Here is a 21,388-nt window from a genome sequence, read left to right on the forward strand (position 1 = left end):
ACCGACACAGTGCGGCGATGAGTTCGTCCGCCTTCCGCACCATCCCGATCGTTCCTTCGAGCAGCCCCGCCGACGCACGTCCGCAAAAGAGGGCCCGCGACCGGCTCAAGGGCCGCCAGGCCACGCCCGAGGCCCTGCAGGCGCTGCGCGCCCTGATCGGTGAGCGGCCTGCGGCAGGCCACCGCCGCGACCTGCTGATCGAGCATCTGCACACCATCAACGACGCGCACCACGGCCTGCCCGAGGCCCTGCTGGTGGCGCTGGCGCAGGAGATGAGGCTGCCGGTGGCCGAGGTCTACGAGGTGGCGAGCTTCTACCACCACTTCGAGGTGCTGCGTGGTGGCGAGGCGGGTCCTGCAGTCACCGTGCGGGTCTGCGATTCGCTCAGCTGCAGCCTGGCCGGCGGCGATGCGCTGCTGCAGCGCCTGCGTGAGCGGATGGGCGAGGGCGTGCGTGTGCAGGCCGCGCCGTGCCTGGGGCGCTGCGCCCAGGCGCCCGTGGCGCAAGTCGCGCAGGCGGCGGTGCCGCACGCCGACGAGGCAGCGGTCGAGGCGCTCGCGCAGCGGGTGCTGGCGGGCGAGGCGCTGCCGCGCGAGCGCGTGCCCGACCTGATCGATCTGGCGGCCTACCGCGCCAGCGGCGGCTACCGGCTGGCGACGGCGGTGGCGCAGGGCGCGCACGACCCCGAGGCGCTGATCCAGACGCTGGAACACGCCGGCCTGCGCGGTCTGGGCGGCGCCGGTTTTCCGGCCGGCCGCAAGTGGCGCATCGTGCGCGGCTTTGCGGCGCCGCGGCTGATGGCGGTGAACATCGACGAGGGCGAACCCGGCACCTTCAAGGACCGCCACTACCTCGAACGCGACCCGCACCGTTTCCTGGAAGGCGTGCTGATTGCCGCGGCGGTGGTCGGCATCGACAAGGTCTACATCTACCTGCGCGACGAATACCACGACTGCCGTGCGCTGCTGCAGGAACAGCTTGCCGCGCTGCAGTCCGACCCGCCGTACCCGCTGCCGGCCTTCGAGCTGCGCCGCGGCGCGGGGGCCTACATCTGTGGCGAAGAGTCCGCGATGATCGAGAGCATCGAAGGCAAGCGCGGCGAACCGCGCCTGCGCCCGCCCTACATCGCCGAGGTCGGCCTGTTCGGCCGGCCCACGCTGGAACACAACTTCGAGACGCTGTACTGGGTGCGCGAGATCGTCGAGCGCGGTGCCGACTGGTTCGCCTCGCACGGCCGCCACGGCCGCAAGGGCCTGCGCAGCTTCAGCGTCAGCGGCCGGGTGCGCGAGCCCGGCGTGAAGCTGGCGCCCGCCGGCATCACGCTGCAAGAACTCATCGACGAGTTCTGCGGCGGCATGGCCGAGGGCCACACGCTCCACGCCTACCTGCCCGGCGGCGCCAGCGGCGGCATCCTGCCCGCCAGCATGGCCGACATCCCGCTGGATTTCGACACCCTGCAGCCGCACGGCTGCTTCATCGGTTCGGCCGCGGTGATGGTGCTGAGCCAGCACGACCGCGCGCGCGACGCCGCACTCAACGTGATGCGCTTCTTCAAGGACGAAAGCTGCGGCCAGTGCACGCCCTGCCGCGTCGGCACCGACAAGGCCGCGCGCCTGATGGCGTCCGACATCTGGGACCAGGATACGTTGCGCGACTTGGCCGACGTGATGGGCGACGCCTCGATCTGCGGCCTGGGCCAGGCCGCGCCCAACCCGATCCGCTCGGTGCTGAAGCACTTTGCGCACGAAGTCGGAGGTGCGGCATGAACCGCCCGCTGAGCCCCGAGCAGCTGATGCCAGCCAAACTGAGCTTCGAGCTCGATGGCCGTGCGGTCGAAGCCTACGAAGGTGAGTCCATCTTCGACGCCGCGAAGCGCCACGGCACCGAGCTGCCGCACCTGTGCCACAGCGACCCGCTGCGCCCCGACGGCAACTGCCGCGCCTGCGTGGTCGAGGTGGCGGGCGAGCGCGCCCTGGCCGCCAGCTGCTGCCGCAGCGTGACGCCCGGCCTGAAGGTGCTGACCGACAGCCTGCGCGCGAAGAAGTCGCGCCAGATGGTGCTGGAGCTGCTGCTGTCCGACATGCCCGACCAGGGCCACCAGTGGTTCGACGCCGACGGCCGCCAGCCGCATGGCGAGCTGAGCGACTGGGCGCAGCGCGAGGCGGTGTCGGTGCGCCCCGCACTGCAGGCGCTGCGGCGCGAGCAGCCCGCGCCCGACCTCTCGCACCCCGCGATGGCGGTGAACCTCGACGCCTGCATCCAGTGCCGCCGCTGCGTGCGCGCCTGCCGCGAGGAACAGGTCAACGGCGTGATCGGCTTCGCCGGCCGTGGCGGCCACGCCGAGATCGTGTTCGACCTGGGCGACGCCATGGGCGCGAGCAGCTGCGTGGCCTGCGGCGAGTGTGTGCAGGCCTGCCCGACCGGCGCGCTCTCGCCCAAGAGTCTGGTGGGTTCGCAGGCGGTGGACAGGTCGGTGGACTCGGTCTGCCCGTTCTGTGGCGTGGGCTGCCAGCTCAGCTACAAGGTACGCGACGGCAAGATCGTGGCGGTCGAGGGCCGCGACGGCCCGGCCAACCGCGGCCGCCTGTGCGTCAAGGGCCGCTTCGGTTTCGACTACGTGCACCACGCGGGACGCCTGACGGTGCCGCTGGTCCGCCGCGAAGGTGTGCCCAAACACGGTGACGCCATTCCGCCGCGCGACGCCGACTGGCGCGACACCTTCCGCGAGGCCACCTGGGACGAGGCGCTGGCGCTGGCCGCAGGAAAGCTCAAGGCGCTGCGCGACACCCACGGACCGAAGAGCCTGGCCGGTTTCGGCTCGGCCAAGGGCACGAACGAGGAGGCCTACCTGTTCCAGAAGCTGGTGCGCACCGGCTTCGGTTCCAACAACGTCGATCACTGCACCCGCCTGTGCCACGCCTCCAGCGTCGCGGCCCTGCTCGAAGGCGTGGGCTCGGGCGCGGTGAGCAACCCGGTCAACGACGTGGCGCACGCCGAGCTGATCCTGGTGATCGGCTCCAACCCCACAGTCAATCACCCGGTGGCCGCGACCTGGATGAAGAACGCCGCGCAGAACGGCACGCGCATCGTGCTGGCCGACCCGCGCATCACCGACATCGGCCAGCACGCCTGGCGCACGCTGCCGTTCCGGCCCGACACCGATGTCGCGCTGCTCAACGCGATGATTCACACCGTGATCGACGAGGGCCTGGTGAACCAGGACTTCATCGCCCAGCGCACCTCCCACTACGAAGAACTGGCGCAGAGCGTCGCGCGCTTCAGCCCAGAGGCGATGGCGCCGGTCTGCGGCATCCCGGCCGAGACCATCCGCGAGGTGGCGCGCGCGTTCGCGACCGCGAACGCCGCGATGATTCTCTGGGGCATGGGGGTGAGCCAGCACGTGCACGGCACCGACAATGTGCGTTGCCTGATCGCGCTGTGCGCCATCACCGGCCAGATCGGCAAGCCGGGCAGCGGGCTGCACCCGCTGCGGGGCCAGAACAACGTGCAGGGTGCTAGCGACGCCGGCCTGATCCCGATGATGTTCCCCAACTACCAGCGGGTGGACAACGCCTCGGCCCACGCGTGGTTCGAGGACTTCTGGGGTACGCCGCTGGACCGCGCGCCAGGCTACACGGTGGTCGAGCTGATGGAGAAGGCGCTGGCCGAGGAGAGCGACCCGCACAAGCTGCGCGGCCTCTACATCATGGGCGAGAACCCGGCCATGAGCGACCCGAACCTGAACCACACACGGCACGCGCTGGCCTCGCTGGAGCATCTGGTGGTGCAGGACATCTTCATGACAGAGACCGCCTGGCTGGCCGATGTGATCCTGCCCGCCAGCGCCTGGCCCGAAAAGACCGGCACGGTGAGCAACACCGACCGCATGGTGCAGCTGGGCCGCCAGGCGATCGACCCACCGGGTGATGCGCGCGCCGATCTCTGGATCATCCAGCAGATGGCGCAGCGCATGGGTCTGTCGTGGCGCTACGAGGGCGAGCACCACGGCGTCGCCGCGGTCTACGACGAGATGCGCCAGGCCATGCACGCGGCCATCGGCGGCATCCGCTGGGAGCGGCTGGAGCGCGAGGGCAGCGTGACCTATCCCTGCCTCAGCGACGACGACCCGGGCCACCCCATCGTCTTCATCGACCGCTTCCCGACCCAGGATGGCCGGCTGCGGCTGGTGCCGACCGAGCTGGTGCCGGCCGACGAGACGCCCGATGCGGACTACCCGATGGTGCTGATCACCGGCCGCCAGCTCGAACACTGGCACACCGGCAGCATGACGCGCCGCGCGACCGTGCTCGACGCGCTGGAGCCGGAGGCCACGGCCAGCCTGGCCGCGGCGGACCTGGCACGGCTGGGCGTGCGGCCGGGCGAGCGCATCACCGTGCGCTCGCGCCGTGGCGAGGTGACGCTGCGCGCGCGGCAGGACGACGGCACCGCTGCCGGCTGCGTGTTCATTCCGTTCGCCTACTCGGAAGCTGCGGCCAACCTGCTGACCAACGCCGCGCTCGACCCGTTCGGCAAGATCCCGGAGTTCAAGTACTGCGCGGTGTCGGTGCAGAAGGCAGGGTGATGCTTCATACCCCGGGGAGAATGGCTAAGATGAAGCGACTTGTCCCACTTCATCGGAAAACGCCATGAGCGACAACGCCAGTGTCACCATCACCCGCCAGTCTGGCTACCAGTTCCTCGTCGACTTCGGCGAATCCCTCCCGCACCTGCTGGCCGACGAGCCCGCGCCGCTGGGGCAGGGCGCCGGGCCCGCACCCGACCACATGCTGCTGGCCGCGGTGGCCAACTGCCTGAGCGCCAGCCTGCTGTTCGCACTGCAGAAATTCAAACAGGACCCCGGCGCGCTGATCGCCACCGCCACGCCCGAGATGGGGCGCAACGAGAACAAGCGCCTGCGCATCCAGCGCATCCACGTGCAGCTGGAACTGGGCAAGACCGCCGCCGAACTGGAGCACCTGGACCGCGTGCTCGCGCAGTTCGAAGAGTTCTGCACCGTGTCCATGAGCGTGCGCCAGGGCATCGCCATCGACCTGCAGGTGCGCGACGGCGCGGGCGCCGTGCTCAAGGGTTGAAACCGGCAGGTGCGCTTCATCAAGTGATCGGGCGCCAACGGCCCGGACAATCGGGGTAGAGTGTTGTTTCAGGCTACCCCGGCCTGTATCCGAGCGAGATGGCGAACCGATGCGACTGACCCAGTGGACCGATTACAGCCTGCGTGTGCTGATGTATTGCGCGGCCTGCGAAGGGCGCGCCCAGCCACCCACCGTCAGCGAGATCGCCGAGGCGCACGGCATCTCGCGCAGCCACCTGACCAAGATCGTGATGATCCTTGCCGGCCACGGCTGGCTGGCCACGACCCGGGGCCGGGGCGGTGGCCTGCGGCTGATGGCCGACCCGCGCCGGCTGACCCTGGGCCAGGTGATCCGGGAGACCGAGCCCGACCTGAACCTGGTGGAGTGTTTCGACGCTGCCAGCAACACCTGTCGGCTCGACGGCTACTGCCGGCTCAAGGGCGCGCTGGGCCAAGCCATGCAGGCATTTCTGACCGCCCTCGACGGCGTGACGCTGTCCGACCTGCTGGCGCCCACGGCCCGGTCGGCCGCGGTGGCGGGACAGCTGCCGCACCTGATCCCGATCCAGATGGTGGCGCTGCAGCGCCCGGCGGCCAAGGCCGCGCCCGCTACGAAGAAGCCGGTCAGCCCGGCGCCCGCCCGCAAGACGGCCAAGAGACCTGTCTGAGCCGGATCGTTCGGCAGCCTTTTGAGCAGGGACCTCCACCCAAGAAGGTCGACTAGGTTGATCCCCACCACGCGCCGGCCATCTTCATGCCCAGCAGCGTGAGCGCCAGCGAGCCCAGCAGGTGCAATGCCGCGGAGCCGAAGGCCAGCAGGTAGCGCCCGTGCTGCAGCATCGAGACCACCTCGGCCGAGAAGGTGGAGAAGGTGGTCAGCGCGCCGAGGAAACCGGTGACCAACGCGAGGCGCCACGCTGGGTCCAGCTGGGTCTGGCTCTGGAAGAACACCACCGCCACGCCCACCAGCCAGGCCCCGATCCAGTTGGCTGCCAGCGTGCCCCAGGGCAGCACGGCGTGGCCCTGGTTGAGCCACAGGCTCAGCTGCCAGCGCGAAAGTGCACCAACGCTGGCACCGATGCTGATGGCGATGACGTGCAGCATGGATCAGGCGTGCGGTGGACGATCAGAACGGCGCGTCGCCATCGCCCACGGCGGTGACGGCTTCCTGCTTGGGTTTTGCCGGTTTCTCCGCCGGCGCACCGGGCAGTGCCGCACCGGGCTCGATCTCGCCGCCCAGCGCCCCGATCAGGGCGGGGATCAGCTTGCTCAGTTCGCCAGTGGCGAGGGCCACATCGGTGTCGAAGCCGCTCTCGTCGTCGTTGGGTCGGTCATCGAACACGCCTTCCAGGAAGGCCAGCTTCTTGAGCTGCATGGACTCGGTGAGCGTGAAACCGATGCGGCCCTCCCAGCTCATGGCCAGCCGTGTGGGCAGCTTGCCTTCGGTGAGGTGCTTGCGCACCTCGTCGGTCAGCAGGTGGTGGCGCGTGAACTTGACGGCGGACTTTTCTTCGTCGGCCGATTTGAGTTCACACTCGCGCTCGACGTTGAAGCCCTCGGGCCAGTCGTTCTCGGGCTCGGTGGTGGCCAGCCATTGCGTCATGGCAGTTTGCGGCGTCATGGCGGTCTGGAGCAGGGTGAGCGCCAGGCCATCGAACGCGCGCACCAGCGCGGTCACGACTTCGTCGTTCTTGCCCTGGCTGCCGGCGTCGGTGACCAGCAGTCCGCGCTGAAGGTCGAACCAGATCCAGACGCTGCCGCGGCGCGGAAAGGCCTGGGGCAGCAGGGCCTGCAGCGCGTCCTCGCGCAGCTCCTTGGTCTCTTTCTTGCCGGGCTTGCGGCCGGTGGTGGCCTCGATGTGGTCGGCCGCTTCCTGCGCCTTTTCCTTCACCACACTGCCGGGCACGGCCTTGGTCTCGATGACCAGCTTGAGGATGCGCTGGCCCGCCACGGATTCGACCAGCGGGCCATGCTCTTCACCGCGTGGTTCGGCCCAGCCGACCGACTTGTCCTGCGAGGCGCCGCAGGGCACGAAACGCGCCGCGTCCAGCGCGGCCTCCATCGACTCCAGCGTCGCCTCCCAGCCGGGCGCGATGCGGTAGATCGTCACATTCTTGAACACGTATTTCCTTGGGTTGCAGGCCGTCAGCGGCCGACCGCCCCTGCCGCCGGCAGGAGAGGGTTGGGATCTGGGCGTTCGATGATACCGAGCCGGTTGGCGTGCCCGGCGTTTGCCTATACTGCCGGCGGAACAGACCGGGCAGGGCGGCAAACACACATAGGCACCAGCGACCCTGCCAGCAAAACATCAAGGAGGTGTGTGTGCATGAGTTGCCTTTCAACCGCGGCGCCCGTCTGGCCTGCGCCACCGTCATGTGGGGGGCTCTGATGGCCTGCCAGCCCACCGCCCCTGCCGCGCCCGCTTCGGGCGCATCCACTGCGACCGACCAGCCCACCGGCGCGCAGAAGAACGACCGGTCGGAGCAGGCCCATCTCTTCAAGCTCAATCCGGCGCCCCGCCGGGTGTTCGACGTCACGTTCGAGATCCACGATGCGCCGGGGCCGCTGATGGCCGTGCGGGGAAGCGCCGGGTACAGCGCGCCGCAGGTGCCCAACTGCACTTTCGTCACCAACGCCTGGGCGGGCACCTGGGGCACGCCGTTCAAAGGCCTGAGTGTGCCCGTCACGCCCATCGGCCCGAATCGCTTCGTGATGACGGTGGCGCTTGATGCCATGCTGGACGAGGACTACTACGGCAAGGGCGTGTGCCGCTGGGAGATGGGGGAGGCGGGGGCGGGCTTCGCGGCCAGTGCGTCGGAGGACGACACCCAATATGGCTTCTCCCTGGATGCCAAGGAACTGGTGGACGGAGCGACCTACCGGCAGTACTTCTGGAAGGGTGACTATCCGCGGCTTCCTGGGCCCGGGGGGAACAGCTCCGCGGGTGATCGAAGTCCTGAAGGCTTCGGCCCCTCGCACCGTAACAACCTGTTCTCTATCACTGCCCTCGTGAAGGCCAAGCCATGAGCATCACGTCGCAGCAATACGCCGACCTGTCGTTTCATGTGTACAAGGGCACACCTGCTCGAAGCTATGTGAGTAACGACAAAGACGCGCCCTATGTGGATTCGGGTGGTGTTCGGTTTTTTGTGCGAGTCCATGTGGACAACCCCACGACCGGGTACCAGGGCACGATTTACGAGCGCCGCGACACGGGCGAGTTGGTGGTGGCTCATCGGGGAACCGAGTTCGACCGCGAGGCCTTCAAAGACGGAGCTTTGGCCGACGGAGGCATGGTGCTCGCGCGCTCCAATCTGCAGGCGGATGATGCGATTTCATTGACGCGTGACGCGCTCGATATCGCATCCAAGGACTCGTCCAGGAGGGGGTTGCCACCAGCGGCCGTCACCACCACCGGTCACTCGCTCGGCGGCACGCTGGCCCAGGTCAGCGCCCACCACTTCGATCTCAAAGGCGAAACCTTCAACGCCTATGGGGCGGTCAGCCTGAGCCGGCGCATTCCCGAGGGCGGCCATTCGGTCATCAACCACATGATGGCGGGCGATGCGGTGAGCGCGGCCAGTCCGCATTTCGGCGAGACACGGATCTATGCCCGGCCCGAGGAGGTGAAGACGCTGCTGTCCAAGGGCTATGACAACCAGACCCACTGGAGCGACGCGCTGAGGGGTTATTCGCCCATCAATATTGCCACTGGCACCACCCCGCCCAGCACCCTGGGCGCGGCGGTGGCGCTGGGGGGGAGTCACAGCATGCACCACTTCGTGAGGGTGGACGGCAGCGGCCAGACCGACCGCTCCATCCTCGACGATCCGCAGGCGCGCAGCCTGGCGCAGCAGCAGTCGGTGCAGATCGGCGAGTACCGCCGGGACGTGCGCCAGATGCGTGGTGTGCTGACGGCGGTGTCTCGCGGCCTCGATGGCAACGCCCGCGACGCGATCGACGCCATCCGCGGGCCGCTCGAACCGGGTGAACCTGCCCAGCGCGAACCGCGCAAAGGCGCCGCACTGGACCCGGCGGCCTTGCCCGAACCCACCCGGCGATTGCTCGACGACAGCCGGGGTCATGTGCAGCGGCTGGCCGATCAGCACGGACTGCCCTGGGACCAGGGCATGGAGAACACGGTGCACTCGGTGGCGCTGGGCGCGCGGGAGGCCGGTCTGTCGCGCATCACCCACCTGCGGGCGGATGGGGGCCAGATCCGCGTCGCGGAGTTCGATGGCATCGGCTTGAAGGAAGGTGCCGTCGATGCGCGGCAGGCGGCCAACAGGCCCGCGAGTGAATCGTTGCAGCGGCTGGCCGCGGGCGCAGAGCCGGCCGCCGAGGTGGCGGCAGTTCAGCCCCAGGACAGAGAGGCTCCGGTCAGGGCCTGAGCCCTGCCACGCCCACCCTGGTTCTCGGAGGATCTCCTCAGACCAGTTCCTGCAACCCTGCGAGACGATGGCCGGCAGCTTCAAGCGCCGTGCGGATCGCCCGCGCCGCCGCCACGGCCCCGGGGCCGTCGCCGTGCACGCAGATGCTGTGGATGGGCGTGGGCAGGCGCTGGCCGTCGGCGGTGACGATGCCGCCCGCGTCCAGCATGCGCTGCACGTGCTGCACGCAGTCGGCGGCGTCGTGCAGCACCGCGCCCGGCTTCGAACGCGGTGTGAGCTGGCCGTCGGCCTGATAGCTGCGGTCAGCGAACACCTCGCGCGCCACGCGCAGGCCGGCCGCCTCGCCCGCGCGCTCCAGCGCCGAGAGGGCGGGTGCCAGAAGAATCAGCTGCGGGTCCAGCGCCTTCACGGCGCGCGCCACGGTGGCCGCCATGGCCTCATCGGCGCAGGCCATGTTGTTCAGTGCGCCGTGCGGCTTGACGTGCGTGACCCGGCCGCCTTCTGCCGCCGCCATGGCCTGCAGTGCGCCCACCTGGTAGAGGATGGTGGCTTCCAGCTCTTTGGGCGAAAGCTGCATCACCCGCCGGCCGAAGCCTTGCAGGTCGGGGAAGGCGGGGTGCGCACCCAGGCTCACGCCGTTGGCCAGCGCCAGCCGCACGGTCTCGCGCATCACCACCGGGTCGCCGGCGTGGAAGCCGCAGGCGATGTTGGCACTGTTGATCACCTGCAGCAGTTCCGCATCGCTGCCCATGGTCCAGGCACCGAAGCTTTCGCCGAGGTCGGCGTTGAGGTTGATGGGTGTCATGGGGTGTCCTCTCCGGGGTGGGTGGCGAGCATGCCGGAAATCAGGTTGCCGCCGTAGAGCGCGGCCTCGTCGATTTGGCCTGGCGGCAGGAAGGCCTCGCGGCCCGCCAGCCATTGCTGCCAGCGCCTTCGCTGGGCGGTCAGGGCCTCGTGCGCCTGTTCGGCCGTGACGGCCGCGAAGCGCACGCGGGTGCCCGGCCGCAGGTGCGCCAGCCGCGGCAGGTCGGCGGTGATGACGGTGGCGATCTTGGGGTAGCCGCCCACGGTCTGGCCATCGGCCAGCAGCAGGATGGGCTGGCCGTTGGCCGGCACCTGGATCACGCCCGGTGTGACGCCGTCGGACACGATGTCGGCGGCTTCTGCGCTGGAGTGCGCGAGTGCCTCGCCTTGCAGGCGCAGGCCCATGCGGTCCTGTGCGGGTGTGGCCTGCCAGTCCTGCGCGAAGAAGCTCGCCAGGGCCTCGGGCGTAAAGTGGTCGTCCTGCGGGCCGGGCATCACGCGGACTGGGCCGGTCTCCGGCTCCCAGGGCGAGCGGCAGCGCCATTCGCGCGGGTCGGCGCTGCCGGCCTCGCCGCAGGGCAGCGCATCACCCGGCTGGAAGGCTCGGCCCAGCACGCCCGACAGGCCGGCGCGGCAGTAGCTGGCGCGGCTGCCGAAAGCCGGCGGAAGGTCGATGCCACCCGCCACCGCCAGGTAGGCGCAGCCGCTGTCGGCGCTGCCCAGCTGCAGGGTTTCACCCTCGTGCAGCGTGGCGGTCTGCCATGCGGGCAGGAGCGTGCGGGCGCCGTCCTCGCGCACACGCTGCGCGCCGATGCGGCCGGCCAGCGCGACGCGCACGGGTCCGCGCTTCACCTGCAGCACCGTGCCGACGCCGCGCAGTTCCAGCACCGCGGCGTTCAGATCATTGCCCAGCAGGGCGTTGGCGGCCTGGGCCAGTGGGCCGTCCATCCAGCCCGAGAGCGGCAGGCCGTGGTGCCTGTGTCCGGCACGGCCGCGGTCCTGCACCGTGGCGCCGATGCCGGGTTGAAGGACTTCCAGCTGGCCGCTCATGTCGCAGACCCTTTCAGAAAGGTCTCGCGTGGCAGGCCATCGGCGATCTCGCGAGCGAGGCGGTCGTGCGTGGTGCGGTCCACCGCGGTCCAGCGCACCTCGTCGCCCGCGGTGAGCATGGCGGGCTGTTCGGTCTGCGCCGGGTCGAACAGCACCACGGGTGTGCGCCCCAGCAGGTTCCAGCCGCCGGGACTCTCCCAGGGGTAGACCGAACACATGTCCAGCGCGATGGCCACCGACTTCGCGGGCACCTTCTGCCGTGGCGAGGGCAGGCGCGGCGTGACCAGTGCGGGCGGCAGACCGCCCATGTAGGGGAAGCCGGGCTGGAAGCCCAGCATGTAGACGCGGAGGCTGGCGTCCAGCAATTGGTGAATCACCTCGTCGCGGCTCAGTTGCTTCAGCTCGCACACCCGCGGCAGGTCGGGTGCGAAATCGGCGTCGAAGCACACGGGCAGCTGCCACTGGCGTCCTTGAACAGTGGTCTGCTGGCCTTCCTGCGCCATGGCCAGCAGTTTCCGGCCCAGTGCAGTGGCATCGCCCGCCCAGGGGTCGAAATGCACCGTGAGCGAGCGAGAGGTCGGCACCACATCGGTCACCAGGGCCAGCAGTGGATCGTTCTGGCGCGCGGCTGCAAGCCGCCCGGCCAGGCCCATGACGCGCGCGTTGGTTGCCGCGTCGATGGCGTGGCCAAACTCCACCGTCCAGGCGCTGTCGCCCAGGGGCAGCATACGTGGGGTCATGACGCTCACAATGACGCCGCCGACCGGGCGGCTTGGTCGTACATGCCCGAGAGCACGCGCAGCAGGCGCGCCAGCTCGCCGATGTCCTTGTTCAGCGCGTCGTCGGCGTGCAGCGCCTGGATCAGGCACTGCTCGCGGATCTCGCGGTAGCGCTGCACGAAGGCGCTGCCAGACTCGGTGGCTGCGTAGGTCACTTCCTTGCCCGACTTGCTCGATGCCACCACGCCCAGGCTCGCCAGCTTCTTGAGCGAGTAGTTCACCAGGTGCGTGTCCTCGATGTTCATGATGAAGCAGATGTCGGACAGGCGCTTGTCGCGCGCACGGTGCGTGACGTGGTGCAGCACCAGCACGTCCAGCGGCATCAGGTCTTTCAGTCCCGCCGCGGACATGCAGTGCACCACCCAGCGGTGGAAGGCATTGCTGGCCACGATCAGGCCGAACTCGAACTCGCTCATCTCCGCGCTCTGGGGCGAGACCAGGTGCGCGGACGACACGATGGGCGATCGTGGTGCGGTGGTGACTGGCGTGCCGCTTGCTTTGGGTGACTTGGCCATGGGCGTCTTCCGTGTGGGCGAGTGCCCATATTTGACGACAATTTGCCAACGATTTGTTGACGATGAGGGAAAACACTGGTCACAATCTGTTGCCCCTCCCCCTACAGTGCGTGCACCCGTCTGCTGCGGTCGGTGCCGCGGTCCGTTCAACCTGCAACTGGAGCTTTCATGAAACGTCGTGCCTTCCAACTCTCCATGGCCGCTGCCGCCATCGCGCTTTCGACCACGGCCTTCGCCCAGGCCAAGTGGGACCTGGCCACCGCCTACCCGGCGACCAACTTCCACACGGTCAACATCAGCCAGTTCGCAGCCGACGTGGACAAGGCCAGCGGCGGCAAGCTCAAGATCACGGTGCATCCCAACGCGGCGCTGTTCAAGGCGCCGGAGATCAAGCGCGCGGTGCAGGGCGGCCAGGCGCAGGCCGGCGAGATCCTGCTGGTGAACTACCAGAACGAGTGGCAGGTCTTCGGCGCCGATGGTCTGCCCTTCGTGGCCGACAGCTACGACGAGGCGGCCAAGCTGTGGAAGGTGCAGCGCCCGATCCTGGAAAAGAAGCTGGCCGAGCAGGGCATGATGGTCCTGTTCGCCGTGCCATGGCCGCCGCAGGGCGTCTACAGCAAGAAGCCGCTGAACAGTGCGGCCGACCTCAAGGGCATCAAGTGGCGCGCCTACAGCCCGGCCACCGCCCGCATCGCTGAACTGGTGGGCGCGCAGCCGGTGACGGTGCAGGCCGCCGAGGTCAGCCAGGCCTTCGCCACCGGCGTGACCGAAAGCATGATGTCCAGCGGCTCCACCGGCGCCGACGCCAAGCTGTACGAGCATGTGAAGTACTGGTACGACACCCAGGCCTGGCTGCCCAAGAACGCGCTGCTGGTGAACAAAAAAGCCTTCGACGCGCTGGACAAGCCCACGCAGGACGCGGTGCTCAAGGCTTCCGCCGACGCCGAGACGCGCGGCTGGGAGGCCAGCAAGAAGGCCAACACCGAAAGTCTGGACAAGCTCAAGGCCGGCGGCATGCAGATCCTGCCCGCACCCGCGGCGCTCAAGGCCGACATGAAGAAGGTCGGCGACACCATGCTCAAGGAGTGGCTGGAAAAGGCTGGTCCTGAGGGCCAGGCCCTGGTCGACGCGTTCCGCAAGTGAGTGGCGACAGCAGCATGCGGCGCGCGCTCAATGCCCTGTACGACGGTTGCGCCTGGCTCGCGGCGGTGTTCATGATCGGCGTGCTGGTCATGGTGCTGCTGTCGGTGCTGGGGCGCCAGTTCGGTTTCCACGTGCCGGGCACCGACGCCTACGCCGGCTACAGCATGGCGGCGGCCGGCTTCCTGGCGCTGGCGCACACCCTCAAGCGCAACGAGCACATCCGCGTCACGCTGGTGCTCGGCAAGCTCACGGGGGGCGCGCGCCGGGGCATGGAGCTGTGGTCGCTGAGTGCCGCAGTGCTGCTGTCCGGTCTGTTCGCCTGGTTCTCGCTGCGGCTGGTGATGCAGTCGCACGAGTTCAACGACATCTCCACTGGCAATGACGCGACCCCGCTGTGGCTCCCGCAGCTGGGGATGGCGCTCGGAACCTTGGTGCTGTTCATCGCGTTCGTGGACGAGTGGGTGCTGGAGCTGCGCGGCCGGCGCCAGCACATCGGCGGATCGGAGACGCGCCATGAATGAGATGCTGGTCACCGGCTTTCTGATCGTCGCGCTGTTCGCCCTGCTGGGTAGCGGCGTCTGGATTGGCCTGACGCTCGCTGGCGTGGCCTGGATCGGCATGGAGCTGTTCTCCTCGCGCAGCGCGGGCGATGCGATGGCGGTCACCATCTGGGGCTCGGCCAGCAGTTGGACCCTGACGGCCCTGCCACTGTTTGTCTGGATGGGCGAGATCCTGTTCCGCACCAAGCTGTCCGAGAACATGTTCAAGGGCCTGGCGCCCTGGGTCAACGCGCTGCCGGGCCGGCTGCTGCACACCAACATCCTGGGCAGCACCATCTTCGCCGCGGTGTCCGGCTCGTCGGCCGCCACCTGCGCCACCATCGGCAAGATGACGATCCCCGAGCTCACCGAGCGCGGCTACCCGCCGGAGCGCGTGATCGGCTCGCTCGGTGGCGCGAGCACGCTGGGCCTGCTGATCCCGCCCTCGATCGTGATGATCGTCTACGGCGTCGCGGCCGAGGTGTCGATCGCCAAGCTTTTTGTCGCGGGCGTGATCCCGGGGCTGATGCTGGCTGGCCTGTTCAGCGGCTACCTGATGGTCTGGGCGTTGATGAACCCGGACAAGATTCCCGAGGCCGACGCCGGCATGAGCTTTGGCGAGAAGCTGCGCGCGTCCAGCGAACTGATCCCGGTCATCCTGCTGATCGGCGGCGTGATCGGCTCGATCTATGTCGGCGTGGCCACGGCCACCGAAGCGGCGGCCATCGGCGTGGTGGGTGCGCTGCTGCTGTCGGCCTACCAGCGGTCACTCTCGTGGCAGAGCTTCAAGGACGCGCTGCTGGGCGCCACTCGGCTGTACTGCATGATGGCCCTGATCCTCGCAGGCGCGGCCTTCCTCACGCTGTCCATGGGCTACATCGGCCTGCCACGCCACCTGGCCGAGTGGGTCGGTTCGCTGGGCCTGTCGCCAGGGCTGCTGCTGATCGCGCTGGCGCTGTTCTACATCGTGCTCGGTTGCTTCCTGGACGGCATCTCGATGATCGTGCTGACCATGGGTGTGATCGTTCCGACGGTGCAGGCCGCAGGCATCGACCTGATCTGGTTCGGCATCTTCATCGTGATCGTGGTCGAGATGGCGCAGATCACGCCGCCGGTCGGCTTCAACCTGTTCGTGCTGCAGGGCATGACGCGGCGCGAGATCAACTGGATCGCCCGCGTCTGCATGCCCTATTTCTTCCTCATGGTGCTCGCGGTGTGCATGCTGTACTGGTTCCCGCAGATCGTGATGTGGCTGCCGGGGAACATGTGAACACGCTGTTCAGGCACGCAGGAAGCGCTGCGGCCTGAACGGGTGCGGGTCGATGGTGTTCGGCTCGCCCAGCATCAGCTGCGCCAGCAGCTCACCGGTGCCCGGCCCTGTGGAAAAGCCGACGTGCTGGTGGCCCAGCGCCAGCCACAGCGCGTCGTACCCTGGGCATTCACCGATCATCGGCCGGCAGTCGGGCAGGGTGGGGCGGCTGCCTAGCCAGTCGGGGTCGGACGTGCGTTGGCCCAGTGGCATCGCTTCCCGCGCGGCACGTTCGGCGGCTTCGAGTTGCGCCTGGTGGGGCGGCGCGAATTGCGCGTTCAGCTCGACACCGGTTGTCAGCCGCAGACCCTGCGCCATCGGCGCCAGCACGTAGCCGCCGGCCGTGTCATACACCGGGCGGTTCAGCGTGGTGTCAGTGGCGGGCTGAAAGTGGCGGTGCTGGCCGCGTTCGAAACCCATGGGTAGCCTTACGCCAAACTGCCCGCGCAGGAAGTCGCGCGACCAGGGGCCAAGCGCCACCACCACGTGGTCGGCGTCGAGCGCAGGGCCGCCGCGGGTGTGAACCGTCCAGCCGCCGCTGTGGCGTTGCAGCCGCGTGGCCTCGTCCGTAAGCACCGCCCCGCCGAGCGCCTGCAGCCAAGCCGCGTAGCCTCGCACCAGCTCGCCGGGGCTGTCGACCGAGCTGGCGTCCTGCACCCACAGCGCGCGCGGGAACAGCGGCTTCAGGTGGGGTTCCAGCTCGTGCAGCGCGGCAGCATCCAGCACACGCGTGGCCACGCCGAAGCGCGCGAGTGTCTCGCGCCCGAAGGCGCCGCTGTCGAAGGCGGCCTCGCTGCGGTAGAGGAACAGCCAGCCGTCGTCGCGGCGGCGGTTTGCGATGCCCGCCTCGGCCATCCAGCGCCGGTGGACGGTGCCCGAGTGGCGGATCAGGGCATCCAGCGCGGTGGTGGTTTCCTCGAAGTCGGCTGCCCGCGCATGTCCCAGGAACGACAGACCCCAGCGCCACTGGCCCAGCACCCACGGCAGGTGGTAGCGAAAGCCCGGGTTCTTGCCGCGCAGCAGCGCCGGCAACTGGGCCCACAGCCCCGGGTGGTTGAATGGCATCAGTGAGCTGCGTGCGAGCACGCCCGCGTTGCCGTGCGAGGTGGCAGCGCCGGGACCCAGCGGGTCGAGCACCGTGACGGTCATGGCCCGCTGGCGCAGCGAGAGGGCACAGGCGATGCCCACCATGCCGGCGCCCAGCACCACCACGCGCTGCCCTGGTCTGGCCTGGGTCATGCTTCAATCACCTTTTTGTTGCTTCGGATGTGGACGCACAGCTTATCGCCATGAAGGGTTCGGACAGCGGTGAAAAGGCCTTTCTTGGCGTGATCGTGCTCGACACGCGCTTCCCGCGTCCGCCCGGCGACATCGGCTGTCCGCAGACCTGGGCGCGGGCGGGCATCCCGGTGCGCTTGCGCGTCGTGCCAGGAGCGTCGGCACGGCGCGTGGTGCAGGAACAGGACACCGCGCTGCTCGGGCCGTTCATCGACGCGGCACGCGCGCTTGCGGATGAGGGTGCGCGCCTGATCACCACCAGCTGCGGATTCCTGGCCGGGTGGCAGACCGAGCTGCAGGCCGCAGTCCCGGTGCCTGTGATCACCTCCAGCCTGCTGCAGTGTGCCGAGCTGCCTGCGTCGGGCATCGTCACCTTTGACGCGACCTCGCTGCACCCGTCGCTGCTGCGCAAGGCCGGTGTGCCCGCCGGAACACCGGTGCAAGGCCTTGCTCCGGGTTGCGAACTGCAGTCGCGCATCCTCGCCGATGACACGGTCCTGGACCTGGCGCAGGCGCAGCAGGATGTGGTGGCGGCTGCCATGGAGCTGGTGTCGCGGCACCCGCATTTGCAGACCCTGGTACTGGAGTGCACCAACATGCCGCCTTACCGTGCGGCGGTTGAACAGGCGACTGGGCGGCCGGTGCACGACCTGGAGACCTGGCTGCTGGCCAGGTGGAGAGAGCTCCGGGCGAACCTATGACACGCCAAAGGCGGGAAATCCATCCGAGAACGCGGCGGAACTGGCTTCGCCAGGCCGCACCGCGTTGCCCCCTTGAGGGGGGCGCGCGCAGCGCGGCGGGGGTGGGTCAAAGCTCTTCGACCCGGCGGGCTGGGTAGCTGTCCCAGCTCTGGCAACCGGGGCAGTGCCAGAAGTGCTGGCGCGCCTCGAAGCCGCAGGCGGCGCAACGATAGCGCTTGAGCGGCGCGGCTGCATGTTCGAGCGCCGCCTGGACCCGCTTCTGTGCAGCCGGGTCCGACAGGGGCTCGCCGGACAGCCACTGGGTGGCCGCCACCAGCGAAGGCTCCCGCTCCAGGTGGCTGAGGTAGTGGGCCCGGGCCGCTGTTGCGCTGCCGCTGAGCGTGGCCAGCGCCTCGGTGATGTCCAGCGACGGGCCGTGGGCCTGCGCCTCGTTGAGCAATGCGATGGCTTCCTGCTGACGCCCGGTGGCGATCGAAAGATCGGCGATGGGCCGCGCGGCCAGCGGGAACCCCTGCGGCGCATGGCGCACCAGTTGCAGCAGCGTGTCGAACGCACCCTTGGTGTCGCCCTGCTGCGCCTTCAGGGCCGACAGCGCCATCCAGCCGCGGACCATCTGCGGCGCGCGATCCACCGCCTTGTTGAGCAGGCGCTGGGCCTCGGCGGCGTCCCCCTGGCTCATGGCCAGCTCGGCCTCTTCACACAGGTAGTGCGCAAGGCGAGGCGTGAAGCTGCCCTGGTGGGTGTCCTCCAGCCGCTGGGCCAGGATCTGCGCCTGGGGCCAGTCGCGCGAGCGTTCGGCAATCGACAACAGCGCCATCAGGGCTTCGCCCTCGTAGGCGGAACCTTCAAGCTTGTGCAGGGCGGACTCGGCACGGTCCAGCAGGCCTGCCTTGAGGAAGTCCAGCGCCAGCGCATGCTGGGCGCGGTCGCGGTCCTTGCGGCCGATGTCGGCGCGGGCCAGCAGGTGCTCGTGCACCCGCACAGCGCGGTCGTAGTCGCCACGGCGGCGGAACAGGTTGCCCAGCGCGAAGTGCAGCTCGGCGGTGTCGGGGTCTCCCTGCACCGCCTCGATGAAGGCGTCGATGGCCTGGTCCTGCTGTTCGTTGAGCAGGTGGTTCAGGCCCCGAAAATAGGCCTTGGGCGTCTGGCGGCTTTCCATGCGCCACTGACGCAGGTCCAGGCGTGAGGCCAGCCATCCGAGCGCGAAGGCCAGGGGAAGGCCCCAGAGGAGCCAGGTCAGGTCAAGTTCCATTCGGGGGGCGGGACACGGTGGACACCGCATCCGGGACGGCGGGAGGCAAGGATGTTGGTGCAGTCACCGGTCTGGCGGCGGAACGCCGACGCGCCCGCAGCCACAGCGGCAGCATCACCACCACGCCCAGTACCACGCCCACCAGCAAGGCACACAGAAGAATCAGCACCAGCGGGGCCTGCCAGCGCGCCCCGAAGAACAGGTGCATGGTGACCGTGTCCTGATTGTTCAGCGCGAAGGCGAAGAGAACAAAAAAAATGGCTGCATTGAGCAGCCACGTCAGGTATTTCAAATCATCCCCTCTGTGGTGGGACGATTGTAGCGATCAGGCCGTATTTTTCGGCTCTCGACCCAGGATCTCCGCCGTCTTGGCATCGACCTGCTCGCGCAGGGCTTTACCGGGCTTGAAGTGGGGCACCCGCTTCTCGGGAATCATCACGCTCTCGCCCGAACGCGGATTGCGTCCAATGCGGGGCGAGCGGCGGTTGACAGAGAAGCTGCCGAACCCCCGGATCTCGATCCGGTGACCTTTCACCAGGGCATCACCCATGGCGTCCAGGATCGCCTTGACAGCGAACTCGGCGTCGCGGTGGGTGAGCTGGCTGAAACGGCTGGCCAGTGCTTCGACAAGGTCGCTGCGGGTCATGACTGAACTCGGGCGTTGGGGTGTCCGGAACAGCGCCGGGCCCTGCCGGTGCATGAAGCACCGGCAGAAGCCTCAGGCTGGATCTCAGTTGTTGCTGTCCAGCTTGGCCTTGAGCAGGGCGCCCAGGTTGGTCGTGCCGGCGTTGCCCGTGTTCTGGTTCAGGCTGGCCATGGCTTCGTTCTGGTCGGCCATGTCCTTGGCCTTGATCGACAGCTGGATGTTGCGGGTCTTGCGATCCACGTTCACCACCACGGCCGTGACTTCGTCGCCATCCTTGAGCACGTTGCGGGCATCTTCCACGCGATCGCGGGAGATTTCCGAGGCGCGCAGGTAGCCGATGACGTCTTCGCCCAGGTCGATTTCGGCGCCCTTGGCGTCCACGGTCTTGACCTTGCCGGTCACCACGGAACCCTTGTCGTTGACCGACACGAAGGTGGTGAACGGGTCGCCATCAAGCTGCTTGATGCCCAGGGAGATGCGCTCGCGCTCGACGTCGATGGCCAGCACGATGGCTTCGACTTCCTGGCCCTTCTTGAAGTTGCGCACGGCGGCTTCGCCGGCTTCGTTCCAGGACAGATCGGACAGGTGCACCAGGCCGTCGATACCGGCAGCCAGACCCACGAACACGCCGAAGTCGGTGATCGACTTGATCGGGCCCTTGACGCGGTCGCCGCGCTTGGTCTGCTCGGCGAACTCGTGCCAGGGGTTGGCACGGCACTGCTTCATGCCCAGGGAGATGCGACGCTTGTCTTCGTCGATGTCCAGCACCATGACTTCGACTTCGTCACCCAGCGACACCAGCTTGGACGGGGCCACGTTCTTGTTGGTCCAGTCCATTTCGGAGACGTGCACCAGGCCTTCGATGCCCGGCTCGAGTTCCACGAACGCGCCGTAGTCGGCGATGTTGGTGATCTTGCCGAACATGCGCGTGCCTTGCGGGTAGCGGCGGGCCACGCCCATCCACGGGTCGTCGCCCATCTGCTTCAGACCCAGCGAGACGCGGTGCTTCTCGGTGTCGAACTTCAGGATCTTGGCGGTGATTTCCTGGCCAGCCGTCACCACTTCGCTCGGGTGACGGACACGGCGCCAAGCCATGTCGGTGATGTGCAGCAGGCCGTCGATGCCACCCAGGTCCACGAACGCACCGTATTCGGTGATGTTCTTGACCACGCCGTTGACGATGGCGCCTTCCTTGAGGGTGTCCATCAGCTTGGCGCGCTCTTCGCCCATGGAGGCTTCCACCACGGCGCGGCGGCTCAGCACCACGTTGTTGCGCTTGCGGTCGAGCTTGATGACCTTGAATTCCAGGGTCTTGTTCTCGTAGGGGGTCAGATCCTTGGTCGGACGGCTGTCGACCAGCGAGCCCGGCAGGAAGGCGCTGATGCCGTTGACCATGACCTTGAGGCCGCCCTTTACCTTGCTGGAGGTCGTACCGGTGACGAACTCGCCGGACTCCAGGGCCTTTTCCAGGGCCATCCAGGAGGCCAGGCGCTTGGCCTTGTCGCGCGACAGCAGGGTGTCGCCGAAGCCGTTTTCGACGGAGTCGATCGCCACGGACACGAAATCACCGACCTGGACTTCGAGTTCGCCCTGGTCGTTCTTGAATTCGTTCAGAGGCACGTAGGCTTCCGACTTCAGACCGGCGTTGACCACCACATGGTTGTGCTCGATGCGCACGACTTCGGCGGTGATGACTTCACCCGAGCGCATTTCAGCGCGCTTGAGGGACTCTTCGAAGAGGGCGGCAAAAGATTCAGACATTGAGTTTCCTATGGCCACCTGGCGTCGAGGCGCAACCGCATCGCTATGGACGGATGCGCGGGATTTCGACGGTTGGGCGGCGTTGACATGCGGTGCGTGACACCGCGGGTTAAGTGAAAGAACCATCG

21 protein-coding genes are annotated in these 21,388 nt (G+C 68.3%); 10 read left to right on the forward strand and 11 right to left on the reverse strand.

Annotated features, from left to right (window positions below; translation table 11 throughout):
* The first annotated feature begins 17 nt into the window (after window positions 1–17).
* The 4 genes from HFL01S_RS02745 (at window position 18) to HFL01S_RS02760 (ending at window position 5,760) form a co-directional block, all read left to right on the forward strand.
* A complete protein-coding gene (locus tag HFL01S_RS02745; protein ID WP_066254311.1) occupies window positions 18–1,766 on the forward strand; it encodes an NADH-ubiquinone oxidoreductase-F iron-sulfur binding region domain-containing protein in 1,749 nt (582 codons plus the stop codon).
* Window positions 1,763–4,582: a formate dehydrogenase subunit alpha gene (fdhF, locus tag HFL01S_RS02750; RefSeq protein WP_066254314.1), complete on the forward strand. Its 2,820-nt coding sequence runs from the start codon at window positions 1,763–1,765 to the stop codon at window positions 4,580–4,582. The genes HFL01S_RS02745 and fdhF overlap by 4 nt, the downstream gene beginning before the upstream one ends.
* A gap of 64 nt (window positions 4,583–4,646) precedes the next feature.
* The gene (locus HFL01S_RS02755) at window positions 4,647–5,093 is read left to right on the forward strand and encodes an OsmC family protein (RefSeq protein WP_066254316.1); all 447 of its coding nucleotides are present in this window, start codon (window positions 4,647–4,649) and stop codon (window positions 5,091–5,093) included.
* Between the two features lie 109 nt (window positions 5,094–5,202).
* Entirely contained in the window at window positions 5,203–5,760 is a 558-nt protein-coding gene (locus HFL01S_RS02760; RefSeq protein WP_066254319.1) for an RrF2 family transcriptional regulator, read from the forward strand.
* Between the two features lie 52 nt (window positions 5,761–5,812).
* Here the strand turns inward: HFL01S_RS02760 and crcB are convergent, their stop codons facing one another.
* A complete protein-coding gene (crcB, locus tag HFL01S_RS02765) occupies window positions 5,813–6,196 on the reverse strand; it encodes a fluoride efflux transporter CrcB (protein ID WP_066254322.1) in 384 nt (127 codons plus the stop codon).
* Window positions 6,197–6,218: 22 nt separating this feature from the next.
* Window positions 6,219–7,214, reverse strand: a complete 996-nt coding sequence (locus HFL01S_RS02770) for a recombination-associated protein RdgC (protein ID WP_066254324.1) — start codon at window positions 7,212–7,214, stop codon at window positions 6,219–6,221.
* Between the two features lie 200 nt (window positions 7,215–7,414).
* Here HFL01S_RS02770 and HFL01S_RS02775 point away from each other — a divergent pair, with 200 nt between their 5' ends.
* Together HFL01S_RS02775 and HFL01S_RS02780 are read left to right on the forward strand one after the other, a co-directional pair.
* Window positions 7,415–8,119, forward strand: coding sequence for a hypothetical protein (locus tag HFL01S_RS02775; protein WP_066254327.1), 705 nt, complete (start codon window positions 7,415–7,417; stop codon window positions 8,117–8,119).
* Entirely contained in the window at window positions 8,116–9,483 is a 1,368-nt protein-coding gene (locus HFL01S_RS02780) for a Tle-like phospholipase domain-containing protein (RefSeq protein WP_157538743.1), read from the forward strand. Before HFL01S_RS02775 ends, HFL01S_RS02780 begins: the two co-directional genes overlap by 4 nt.
* 37 nt (window positions 9,484–9,520) lie before the next feature.
* Here the strand turns inward: HFL01S_RS02780 and HFL01S_RS02785 are convergent, their stop codons facing one another.
* Genes HFL01S_RS02785 through HFL01S_RS02800 form a run of 4 tightly spaced genes read right to left on the reverse strand, consistent with a single transcriptional unit; the run spans window position 9,521 to window position 12,631 of the window.
* Window positions 9,521–10,288, reverse strand: a complete 768-nt coding sequence (locus HFL01S_RS02785; RefSeq protein WP_066254333.1) for a LamB/YcsF family protein — start codon at window positions 10,286–10,288, stop codon at window positions 9,521–9,523.
* Window positions 10,285–11,337, reverse strand: coding sequence for a 5-oxoprolinase subunit C family protein (locus HFL01S_RS02790; protein ID WP_066254335.1), 1,053 nt, complete (start codon window positions 11,335–11,337; stop codon window positions 10,285–10,287). The genes HFL01S_RS02785 and HFL01S_RS02790 overlap by 4 nt, the downstream gene beginning before the upstream one ends.
* Window positions 11,334–12,077 (reverse strand): 5-oxoprolinase subunit PxpB, encoded by a 744-nt coding sequence (pxpB, locus tag HFL01S_RS02795; protein WP_066254339.1) that lies wholly within the window; start codon window positions 12,075–12,077, stop codon window positions 11,334–11,336. Before pxpB ends, HFL01S_RS02790 begins: the two co-directional genes overlap by 4 nt.
* A gap of 5 nt (window positions 12,078–12,082) precedes the next feature.
* Entirely contained in the window at window positions 12,083–12,631 is a 549-nt protein-coding gene (locus HFL01S_RS02800) for a winged helix DNA-binding protein (RefSeq protein WP_066254342.1), read from the reverse strand.
* Window positions 12,632–12,799: 168 nt separating this feature from the next.
* Here HFL01S_RS02800 and HFL01S_RS02805 point away from each other — a divergent pair, with 168 nt between their 5' ends.
* The 3 genes from HFL01S_RS02805 to HFL01S_RS02815 are packed head-to-tail and all read left to right on the forward strand — an operon-like array spanning window position 12,800 to window position 15,583.
* Entirely contained in the window at window positions 12,800–13,774 is a 975-nt protein-coding gene (locus HFL01S_RS02805; protein ID WP_066254345.1) for a TRAP transporter substrate-binding protein, read from the forward strand.
* A gap of 14 nt (window positions 13,775–13,788) precedes the next feature.
* Window positions 13,789–14,295 (forward strand): TRAP transporter small permease, encoded by a 507-nt coding sequence (locus tag HFL01S_RS02810; RefSeq protein ID WP_066254347.1) that lies wholly within the window; start codon window positions 13,789–13,791, stop codon window positions 14,293–14,295.
* Window positions 14,288–15,583 (forward strand): TRAP transporter large permease, encoded by a 1,296-nt coding sequence (locus HFL01S_RS02815; RefSeq protein WP_066254350.1) that lies wholly within the window; start codon window positions 14,288–14,290, stop codon window positions 15,581–15,583. Before HFL01S_RS02810 ends, HFL01S_RS02815 begins: the two co-directional genes overlap by 8 nt.
* A 9-nt stretch (window positions 15,584–15,592) precedes the next feature.
* Here HFL01S_RS02815 and HFL01S_RS02820 read toward each other — a convergent pair whose 3' ends face one another.
* A complete protein-coding gene (locus HFL01S_RS02820) occupies window positions 15,593–16,861 on the reverse strand; it encodes an NAD(P)/FAD-dependent oxidoreductase (protein WP_066254352.1) in 1,269 nt (422 codons plus the stop codon).
* A 50-nt stretch (window positions 16,862–16,911) separates the two neighbouring features.
* Between HFL01S_RS02820 and HFL01S_RS02825 the strand changes: the two genes are divergently transcribed.
* A complete protein-coding gene (locus HFL01S_RS02825; RefSeq protein WP_066254355.1) occupies window positions 16,912–17,601 on the forward strand; it encodes an aspartate/glutamate racemase family protein in 690 nt (229 codons plus the stop codon).
* 106 nt (window positions 17,602–17,707) lie between these two features.
* Here HFL01S_RS02825 and lapB read toward each other — a convergent pair whose 3' ends face one another.
* From lapB to rpsA, 4 genes are all read right to left on the reverse strand, one after another.
* Entirely contained in the window at window positions 17,708–18,853 is a 1,146-nt protein-coding gene (gene lapB, locus HFL01S_RS02830) for a lipopolysaccharide assembly protein LapB (protein WP_066254357.1), read from the reverse strand.
* Entirely contained in the window at window positions 18,843–19,145 is a 303-nt protein-coding gene (locus tag HFL01S_RS02835) for a lipopolysaccharide assembly protein LapA domain-containing protein (protein WP_066254362.1), read from the reverse strand. The genes lapB and HFL01S_RS02835 overlap by 11 nt, the downstream gene beginning before the upstream one ends.
* Window positions 19,146–19,178: 33 nt before the next feature.
* On the reverse strand, window positions 19,179–19,499 hold the full coding sequence (locus tag HFL01S_RS02840) for an integration host factor subunit beta (RefSeq protein WP_066254364.1): 321 nt from the start codon (window positions 19,497–19,499) through the stop codon (window positions 19,179–19,181).
* 84 nt (window positions 19,500–19,583) lie between these two features.
* Window positions 19,584–21,386, reverse strand: coding sequence for a 30S ribosomal protein S1 (gene rpsA / locus HFL01S_RS02845; protein WP_281179890.1), 1,803 nt, complete (start codon window positions 21,384–21,386; stop codon window positions 19,584–19,586).
* Window positions 21,387–21,388 lie beyond the last annotated feature (2 nt).

The organism is Hydrogenophaga flava NBRC 102514 (assembly GCF_001571145.1).
GTDB classification, from domain to species: domain Bacteria; phylum Pseudomonadota; class Gammaproteobacteria; order Burkholderiales; family Burkholderiaceae_C; genus Hydrogenophaga; species Hydrogenophaga flava.

Bases quoted from the DNA above. Each gene is read 5' to 3' on its own strand.
- HFL01S_RS02745 (WP_066254311.1), top strand. From the start codon at position 18: ATGAGTTCGTCCGCCTTCCGCACCATCCCGATCGTTCCTTCGAGCAGC.
- fdhF (WP_066254314.1), top strand. From the start codon at position 1,763: ATGAACCGCCCGCTGAGCCCCGAGCAGCTGATGCCAGCCAAACTGAGC.
- HFL01S_RS02755 (WP_066254316.1), top strand. From the start codon at position 4,647: ATGAGCGACAACGCCAGTGTCACCATCACCCGCCAGTCTGGCTACCAG.
- HFL01S_RS02760 (WP_066254319.1), top strand. From the start codon at position 5,203: ATGCGACTGACCCAGTGGACCGATTACAGCCTGCGTGTGCTGATGTAT.
- crcB (WP_066254322.1), bottom strand. From the start codon at position 6,196: ATGCTGCACGTCATCGCCATCAGCATCGGTGCCAGCGTTGGTGCACTT.
- HFL01S_RS02780 (WP_157538743.1), top strand. From the start codon at position 8,116: ATGAGCATCACGTCGCAGCAATACGCCGACCTGTCGTTTCATGTGTAC.
- HFL01S_RS02785 (WP_066254333.1), bottom strand. From the start codon at position 10,288: ATGACACCCATCAACCTCAACGCCGACCTCGGCGAAAGCTTCGGTGCC.
- HFL01S_RS02790 (WP_066254335.1), bottom strand. From the start codon at position 11,337: ATGAGCGGCCAGCTGGAAGTCCTTCAACCCGGCATCGGCGCCACGGTG.
- pxpB (WP_066254339.1), bottom strand. From the start codon at position 12,077: ATGACCCCACGTATGCTGCCCCTGGGCGACAGCGCCTGGACGGTGGAG.
- HFL01S_RS02800 (WP_066254342.1), bottom strand. From the start codon at position 12,631: ATGGCCAAGTCACCCAAAGCAAGCGGCACGCCAGTCACCACCGCACCA.
- HFL01S_RS02805 (WP_066254345.1), top strand. From the start codon at position 12,800: ATGAAACGTCGTGCCTTCCAACTCTCCATGGCCGCTGCCGCCATCGCG.
- HFL01S_RS02810 (WP_066254347.1), top strand. From the start codon at position 13,789: ATGCGGCGCGCGCTCAATGCCCTGTACGACGGTTGCGCCTGGCTCGCG.
- HFL01S_RS02815 (WP_066254350.1), top strand. From the start codon at position 14,288: ATGAATGAGATGCTGGTCACCGGCTTTCTGATCGTCGCGCTGTTCGCC.
- HFL01S_RS02820 (WP_066254352.1), bottom strand. From the start codon at position 16,861: ATGACCCAGGCCAGACCAGGGCAGCGCGTGGTGGTGCTGGGCGCCGGC.
- HFL01S_RS02825 (WP_066254355.1), top strand. From the start codon at position 16,912: ATGAAGGGTTCGGACAGCGGTGAAAAGGCCTTTCTTGGCGTGATCGTG.
- lapB (WP_066254357.1), bottom strand. From the start codon at position 18,853: ATGGAACTTGACCTGACCTGGCTCCTCTGGGGCCTTCCCCTGGCCTTC.
- HFL01S_RS02840 (WP_066254364.1), bottom strand. From the start codon at position 19,499: ATGACCCGCAGCGACCTTGTCGAAGCACTGGCCAGCCGTTTCAGCCAG.
- rpsA (WP_281179890.1), bottom strand. From the start codon at position 21,386: ATGGTTCTTTCACTTAACCCGCGGTGTCACGCACCGCATGTCAACGCC.